Genomic DNA, 7,597 nt, shown 5'->3' with positions numbered 1-7,597 from the left:
GGCTGCTTCTGGGGGGTGGAATCCTATTTTTCCCGGATACCCGGAGTGCGTGACGTGACGGTCGGCTATGCCAACGGCACGACGGCGCATCCTTCGTATGAGCAGGTCTGCAGCGGCAGAACGGGGCATGCGGAAACCGTCCATGTAATCTATGATCCCGAGGTGGTCGGACTGAAAACGCTGACTGAACATTTTTTCAAAATCATCAATCCGCTTTCAAGGAACCGGCAGGGAAATGACATAGGCAGTCAGTATCGGAGCGGTATTTATTATACTGATGAGGCCGATCTTGCACTCCTGCGTTCCGTGCTGGATGCGGAACAGAAAAAGTATGCCTCTCCTCTTGCGACGGAACTGCTTCCCTTGACGAGCTACTACCTGGCGGAAGACTACCATCAGGATTATCTGGTAAAAAATCCGGGAGGTTACTGCCATATCGATTTTTCCAGCCTGTCGGAGTTTACCCCGATGATTGACCCGGCCGACTATTCCAAACCTTCGGATGAGGCGATTCGGGCAAAGCTCACCGAGGAGCAGTACAACGTCACGCAGAAGGGGCATACCGAATATGCGTATTCTGGAGAATACGATCGCCTTTTTGAGCCCGGCATCTATGTGGATATTGTGACGGGGGAACCTCTGTTTCTTTCCTCCGACAAATATGATTCCGGCTGCGGGTGGCCCAGCTTCTCCCGGCCCGTTGCCCCTGAAGTCATCGTGGAATATCCAGATACCAGCTACGGACTGACGCGGACGGAGGTACGCAGTCGGGTCGGCGACTCCCATCTGGGACATGTTTTTAATGACGGTCCGGCCAGACTGGGCGGCCTGCGTTACTGCATCAACAGCGCCTCTCTCCGCTTTATCCCGTATAAAGATATGGAGAAAGAGGGGTACGGAAAATTCATGAGCCTTGTCACCGACGCATTGGGCTGAACTTTGTCCCCGGGAGGCATAGGCCCGCAACCGGTCGCAGGCTTTCAGGGAATGTCCGCAGGAAGGAGCATGGCCGCAGGAGTAAAAGCCCCTGCGGCCTTTTTATGTTTTTCAGGCAGAGGCCTGCCGCAGGCCGGAGTTTCCCGATACTTGTCCGTGCGGGCCTGCTTTTTACGTCGAGCGTCCCCTCGGTGGTATGCTCCGCATGACGGGATTCGGGCATCATGCCGGTTCTGCAGCACGGGGGATATCGTGCTCGAAGAGGCGGATGAGAAAGGCGGCAAGAGAAGAGGCTGGCCTTTCATGGCCTGGCAAGGCGCGCTTTTTTCTAGAAAGAACGCGACGTTCAACTCCGGGAGGGGGGAGAGTCTTTTTTGAGAGTGAGCAGGGTGATCTCCGCTGCCACGCCGAGGCGCATGGGCACATAACCCCACATGCCCGTACCCGGGCTGACGTACACGGGCATGGAGCCCGCTTTGTAGAGGCCGGAACGGAAGCCGCGGTTCATGCGCGAGACAAGGGGGAAGAGAAAGAAGAACTGCCCCCCGTGCGTATGGCCGGAAAGCTGAAGGTGGCAGCCCAGCGCTGCGTTCTGTTCCGCATCGCCCGGACGGTGTGCCATGAGTATGCGCAGCCCTTCCCCAGCCCCCTGAAGGGCCTTTCGCGTATCGGGCGGGCCGAGAGATGCGTCCAGACTGCGGAAAAGTACGGCGCAGGGGTCGGACACGCCTGCGACGACAACATTTCTTCCCCGGACACGGTATTCCTTATGCTCGTTCACCAGCACGGTGATCCCCCAGGAGCGCCAGGTATCCACCCAGGAACGCAGACCGGCGTAGTAGTCGTGATTGCCCACACTTACGGCAACCCCGCAGCGGGCACGGAGGCGGGTGATGGGAAAGAGAAAGCGGCCGATGCGCTCCGGCGTGCCGTCCGCAAGGTCGCCGGTAATGAGCGTGAAATCCGGCTCCAGGGCGTTGGTTCTGCGCACCACTTCTTCAAGCCATTCCCCGGTGAAGGTGGAGCCTATGTGCAGGTCGCTCAGATGGGCGATGGTAAGGCCTTCCAATTCAGGGGGAAGTCCCCGTATAGGGATATCCACACGGCGTACGGAGGGTACGGCCAGCGCCCGCGTCATGCCGAAGGCCGCGGCGGCGAGGCTGAAGAGTACCATGCAAAGTTCCGCGGGAATGGACAGGAGGGCGGAAAAGAACATGTCCACTCCCCCGCCAGTTCCGGGCACGAACAGGGATACGACGAAGGCGGGGGCAAGGAGAGCATCGCGTACAAGAACGAGCCAGGAAAGCACCATGAAGGAGGAGGAGACGAAGCCCCCGACGCGCATGAGGCGCAGGGGCAGATTCGGCCGGAACGAGACCAGAGCCCGCATGATGGTGATGGTCTGGGAAAGAAGAAGGAGAAGCAGCGTGAGCGCCGCCCGCCAGCCTGTGGGAACAGGTTCATGCCACAAAAGGCTGAACGACATGTAGGCGGCCACGGCCAGCATGAAGGTGGTGCTGGAGGCGAAGAACATGCGGTTGCGCTTGTAGTCGGCCATGGTATGTCCTGCACGGGGCGCGACGCGGGCGGCCGCGCGGCTGATGTTTGGAAGAAATGCTTCCTCCGCGCGACGGTATGCTCAGGCCGTCGCGCCGGGGAAGCTATCTGACGGCTATGTATTTTTCCATGGCCTGTGCAGAGCAGGTCTGGCCGCGCCAGAAGGCCGAGGCCCAGAGGATGAGCACGGAGGCCTGCGCGTCGTCGAGCTGGCGGAACTTGGTTTCCAGGCTGCGCGGACTGCTGCCGTATTTCTGGTACAGTTCTTTCCTGTCGCACTGTTCCATCACATGCAGCAGCAGGTGGGTAAGACGCAGGTGCGAGGTGTCGATGACGATATTCTTATGGGCTTCGATGATGGTCTTCATTTCGGCGGGCGTGAACAGCGATTTCAGGGCCGTCACGATGCCGAACCAGAGGTCTATGGTCCAGGGAAGCATGAATTCCGCGCCCGCAGTGCGGCTGCGGAAGTGTTCCTTGAGCCAGATATCCTGTTCATCGGCTGAATTGCGGCCGTAATGGAACATGGCGACTCCAGAGGCTAGAAGGGGCGGGTATAGGCGATATCGCCGTAATCAAGGGAGGGATCTTCCGCACAGGGCAGAAGCGGGCGGCGGCCCTCCACCCAGTCACGGAAATGGCTGATGATGCGGCCGTGATCGAAACAGAGCGGGCCGGGCAGGTTGTCCAGGGGGTAAAAGGCGGCATCCGCCGCATCGTCCCCGGCCTGGAGAAGCTCGGGATGGGCGGAGCGGCCCACAAATACCGTGGTGAGCGTGTGGCAGCGCATGTCGCGCAGCGGCCAGGAATAGACGCCGAGAAGCCCGACAAGCTCCACGTCGAGCCCTGTCTCCTCTTTCATTTCACGCACGGCGGCGTGTTCGGCGCTTTCGCCTTCTTCAATGAATCCGCCGGGGAGCGCCATGCCGAGGGGCGGAGCGCCGCGTTTTACCAGCACTATGCCGCGCTGCTCATCATAAATGATGACGTCGGCCGTGGGCAGGGGGTTACTGTATTTGACGACGAGCGTACCGCAGGAAGGGCAGTAGCGGGGATGGTTCATGCATGATCCTCAGGAGTTTGAGAGTGAAAAAAACTGTCGGCCGGAGCTGTTTTTATGGCAGAGAGGCAGGCATCGCAAGTCACCGGGCGACATTCGGGAAAACAGGTGTCATGCGGAGGCGGAAGAGACCAGGGTAAAGCCTGCCTTCTCCAGGGAGGATACGGGCAGGGCTCCCTGCCGGAGGAGGTTCAGGCGTCGCCCGCCCAGAGGCTCCGCGATGGTGCTGGCCTCACCTCCGCCGGGAGCGGGGGGCGCGTCGAACACGCCGTCGATTTCCGGGTTCAGGGCGGCAAGCAGTTCGGGATCGAGGGCGTCGCAGCTTGTGACTGCGCTCCTTCCGCTTACGTTGGCACTTGTGGAGACAATAGGAAAGTCGCAGGCAAGCGCAAGTTCCCGGGCTGCGGAGTGGGAACTCACGCGGGCGGCGATGCGTCCGCTCCCCCCGGTAAGTGCCTCGGGCAGGCCGGAAACGGCCGGAAGAAGCAGGGTGAGCGGGCCGGGCCAGAAACGGGCGAGAAGGGCAATATCTTCGGCCAGTTCCGGGCCGGGGCGAGCCACAAGGCCGAGCTGTTCCGTGCTTCCGAGAATGACGGGGAGCGGCATGGATAACGAGCGGCGTTTGCACTCGAACACGCGCTTCACGGCCGAGGCGTCGTCGGCACGGCAGCCTATGCCGAAAAAAGTTTCCGTAGGATAGATGAGCAGGCCGCCCAGGCGTATGCGGCGGAATGCTTCCTGCTTTGTGAGAGTCACGCTTGCCTCCGGGAAAAGGTGAGCCTATAGTGAAGCCATGAGTTTGAAACCATTACGAATCATGACGGTCGGCAGGCTGCGCGCCTCTTTCTGGAAGGATGCCGCGGCCCACTACATGGAACGAATTTCTCGCTGGAGGCGGCTGACGGAAACCGTCATCCGTGATTCCGACCCCGCGCTGCCGGTGGCCCGGCGCGTGGAAGAGGAAGGAAAGCGCATCCTTGCGGCGATTGAGCCGCAGGATATCGTGGTCTGCCTCGATGAAAAGGGCCGCTCCATGACGTCCCGGGAATTTTCACGCTTTTTGGAAGGAATGTCCACCGATGCAACGCGTCGCCCGTGTTTTATCGTGGGCGGCCCCTTCGGCCTGCATGAAAGCGTGCGGGAAAAGGCGCGCCATCTCATCGCCTTCGGCCCGCAGACCCTGCCCCATGAGCTGGCCCGCGTGGTGCTTCTGGAACAGCTCTACAGAGCGGAAACGCTTCTGCGCAACATGCCCTATCATCACGACTGATTGCTGCGGGAAAACGTCAGGCTCTGCCCTGCTTGCGGCGAAAAGGCGGGAGAAGTTCAGGGAAGGCGGCCCCTCTTCTTCGCGTTTTGGGGTCGGAAGAGGTTTTCGCCTCCTGTTTTCAGAGGGGGCGTTGCAGACACGCGTCCTCTTCGGCGCGTTTTTTCAACCGTTTTTCTGCGTTCCGGTATTTTTTCGTGTCGGGAAAGACGGGAATTTCCGTGCCCGGGACAACGGGCATGTGGCGAGGAGCGCACACCTTTCCGGAAGTATGCTTCTCCCCGGAGAGGAAAGGAATATTTGTGGACGGGGCTTTCTGCTTTGTGGAAAACGGCGTTTAGTTTTGCGCGTCAAGAACGCATTGCAGCCCGTCGGCCGGATTCCCCAGGCGTATGCCGTCCACAAGGAATGCTGCACCCGTACGGAGAAGGGCAGACGCGTTTTTCCTTCCTGTCCACGGTATTTTCCCCAGTCGAAGAGCGGGTTGGCACAGTCTTTTCTGCCGGAACTGGTAGGGAAATGCGGGTATAGGAAATCCACGGCATGGGGGAGAAGAGGAACACGTCGTCCTCCGGACCGGTAAAGTATTTCTTCTGTGCCTGAGTTTTTCCACGGCTTTTTTCACATAGTTCTCCATGCTGTTTTCCATGTCGGCACGGACGAATTTGAAAAGCCCCGTGTCCCTGTTCAGCCGGGTGAAGGACGTATGAATCTGCTCGAAAAGTGCGACCTCTCCATTCACGAAGCGGTAGCGGAATTCCTCTATGCGATTGGCAAGTGTGTTACGGCATAGAGGGCAAGGCCGGAGCGGACAAGGGGCAGAAAATGCGTGATATCGAGCTCAAAGTGACGCATTACTGCGGCTCCAGGCCATTGCGGAAAATCCGGCAATACCCGGCGCGTTTCCATGTATCCATATCCATGCCCCGATAGGCGGCCATGGTTTGTCTCCTGTTGGGAGAGGGGCGTGCGCTCGGGCAGAATTTATATGCCGCCCGTGTGCTTCGTCAAATCGGGAGCAGACGGGGATACATGGCAATCACGCCTGTTGAGAAAACGGGCCTGCGGGCGGAAGGAAAACAAGCGCATCTGCCCGCAAGCGGCCCTCTCAGCTTTCCTCGCCTGCCATTCTTTTCAGTTCCTCGGCGCGGGCGTGAGCGTCCAGCGGGCGACAGAGCGTAAAAGTTTCGTTGCCGCGCTCTTCCTTGCACACCTGAAAATGCTGAGCCGCGCGGGAGGCAAGCTGCGGCCAGTGGGTGATGATGAGAAGCTGGCGTCGGGAGGCAAGCTCATGCAGGCGCTCGGAGACGCGGTTCAGGGTGATGCCGCCCACACCCGCATCCACTTCGTCGAAAATGAGAGTGGCGTCTTCACCTGTGGCCTGCACTCCCACCACGGCCAGCAGAAAGCGCGACAGCTCGCCGCCGGAAGCTATTTTGTCCAAAGGCTGCGCATGCTGGCCCGGGTTGGGCGCCCAGAGCAGGCGGTAGCGCTCTTCCACACAGGCAGGGCAGATGACCTTTACTTTGTCCTCCACCTGCGGCCATATTTCATGAGGCGATGCCTCCGGTTCCACATGGACGCGCTCGGAAAAGCCGAGCCCAGCAAGCTCCTTTTCCAGCGCAACGCAGAAGCGGGAAGCCGCATCCCGGCGGAGGACGTTACATTCTTCAAGTATCGCATGAAGTTTTTTGGAAAGCTCGCGTTCCTGCTTTTCCAGGCGGTGCAGATCAAGGCCGCAGGCGTCAAGAAAGGAGAGATTTTCCGCAATTTCGTCGCGCAGGCGCAGAATTTCCGGAATGCTTCTGCGCATGCGGCGCTTGAGCTGGGAAAGCTCATACAGGCGGGCTTCCAGCTCGTCGGGGTCGAATTCACTCCCTGAAGAGGGGGTGGAGCGGAAACGGCGCGTGAGCTCCCGGGCTTCTTCCTCGAAATTGAGCAGTGCTTCCAGAGAAGGGGAAAAGCTCTCATCCTCCTGCGAGAGGGCATGCAGAAGGCGCTCCATCTCCCCCAGCAGAGTGGCAAGGCCCGGGCCTTCGCCCCCCAGCATGAGCTCCAACCCCTGTTCGTACTGGCCCCTCAGGCGCTCCACACTCTTAAGCTCCGCGCGGGCCTGTTCCAGGCGCTCTTCCTCCCCTTCCTCGGGCGCGACTTTTTCAATTTCCCTTTGTTGCATTTCCAGAAGTTCCCGCTTCTCGCTCAGCATGTCCATGCGTTCCAGAAGAACGCGCCGCTGTTCCGCCACGTTTTTGAGCTCCCGGAGCAGGGCATCCTTGCGGGCGACGATGCCCGGGTCGGGCAGAAAGGAGTCAATGAGCGCAGCCTGATAGGAAGGCAGGAGCAGACGCTGCTGCCCGTGCTGGCTGACGTGGAAGAGCAGCGAGGGGCGAAGCGCCCGCACAGCATCCTGTGAGGTGAGGGAGCCGTTGAGGAAAAAATGACTGCGCCCGGAGGCGGCGGAAAGTTCGCGTCGGAGCACCACTTCTTCCTCGCCTTCCGGCCCCTTGCGGGTAAAAAGAGCCTCCACCTGCGCCTTGTCGCGCCCGGGGCGCACCATGTCGGTGCTGAGCTTGTCCCCAAGGACGAAATTGATGGCTTTGAGAATGAAGCTTTTGCCCGCGCCGGTTTCCCCCGTCAGGGCGTTCATCCCTTCGCCGAATTCCAGCTCCATGTCGTCTATGAGCGCAAGGCCGCGTATGCGCAGGTATTCCAGCATGATTCCACCAGCAGAAAATGTTGGGGCCGAAGCCCGATAGCCCATATTTCGTTGAAAAAAG

7 protein-coding genes are annotated in these 7,597 nt (G+C 59.9%); 2 read left to right on the top strand and 5 right to left on the bottom strand.

The genetic code is table 11. The features are described from left to right. The coding region (gene msrB, locus K8W16_RS02410; protein ID WP_304120839.1) for a peptide-methionine (R)-S-oxide reductase MsrB at positions 1-936 on the top strand (936 nt) is incomplete at its 5' end. A 346-nt stretch (positions 937-1,282) separates the two neighbouring features. Here msrB and K8W16_RS02405 read toward each other — a convergent pair. The 4 genes from K8W16_RS02405 to K8W16_RS02390 all read right to left on the bottom strand — a co-directional run bounded on the left by K8W16_RS02405 (position 1,283) and on the right by K8W16_RS02390 (position 4,309). Further along, positions 1,283-2,494: a metallophosphoesterase gene (locus tag K8W16_RS02405; protein ID WP_304120838.1), complete on the bottom strand. Its 1,212-nt coding sequence runs from the start codon at positions 2,492-2,494 to the stop codon at positions 1,283-1,285. 103 nt (positions 2,495-2,597) lie between these two features. Beyond that, entirely contained in the window at positions 2,598-3,020 is a 423-nt protein-coding gene (locus K8W16_RS02400) for a hypothetical protein (protein ID WP_304120836.1), read from the bottom strand. A gap of 14 nt (positions 3,021-3,034) precedes the next feature. Then, positions 3,035-3,556 (bottom strand): NUDIX hydrolase, encoded by a 522-nt coding sequence (locus K8W16_RS02395; RefSeq protein WP_304120835.1) that lies wholly within the window; start codon positions 3,554-3,556, stop codon positions 3,035-3,037. Positions 3,557-3,664: 108 nt separating this feature from the next. Then, positions 3,665-4,309, bottom strand: coding sequence for an L-threonylcarbamoyladenylate synthase (locus tag K8W16_RS02390; protein WP_304120834.1), 645 nt, complete (start codon positions 4,307-4,309; stop codon positions 3,665-3,667). 37 nt (positions 4,310-4,346) lie between these two features. On the opposite strand from K8W16_RS02390, the gene K8W16_RS02385 reads away from it, so the two are divergent. Then, positions 4,347-4,823: a 23S rRNA (pseudouridine(1915)-N(3))-methyltransferase RlmH gene (locus K8W16_RS02385; RefSeq protein ID WP_304120833.1), complete on the top strand. Its 477-nt coding sequence runs from the start codon at positions 4,347-4,349 to the stop codon at positions 4,821-4,823. Between the two features lie 1,105 nt (positions 4,824-5,928). Here the strand turns inward: K8W16_RS02385 and K8W16_RS02380 are convergent. Then, positions 5,929-7,536 (bottom strand): DNA repair protein RecN, encoded by a 1,608-nt coding sequence (locus K8W16_RS02380; protein ID WP_304120831.1) that lies wholly within the window; start codon positions 7,534-7,536, stop codon positions 5,929-5,931. Positions 7,537-7,597: the final 61 nt, after the last annotated feature.

This window comes from Mailhella massiliensis, assembly GCF_020741395.1.
In the GTDB taxonomy this organism is placed as follows: Bacteria; Desulfobacterota; Desulfovibrionia; order Desulfovibrionales; family Desulfovibrionaceae; genus Mailhella; species Mailhella massiliensis_A.
This window is presented reverse-complemented; position numbering and strand designations above follow the sequence as displayed.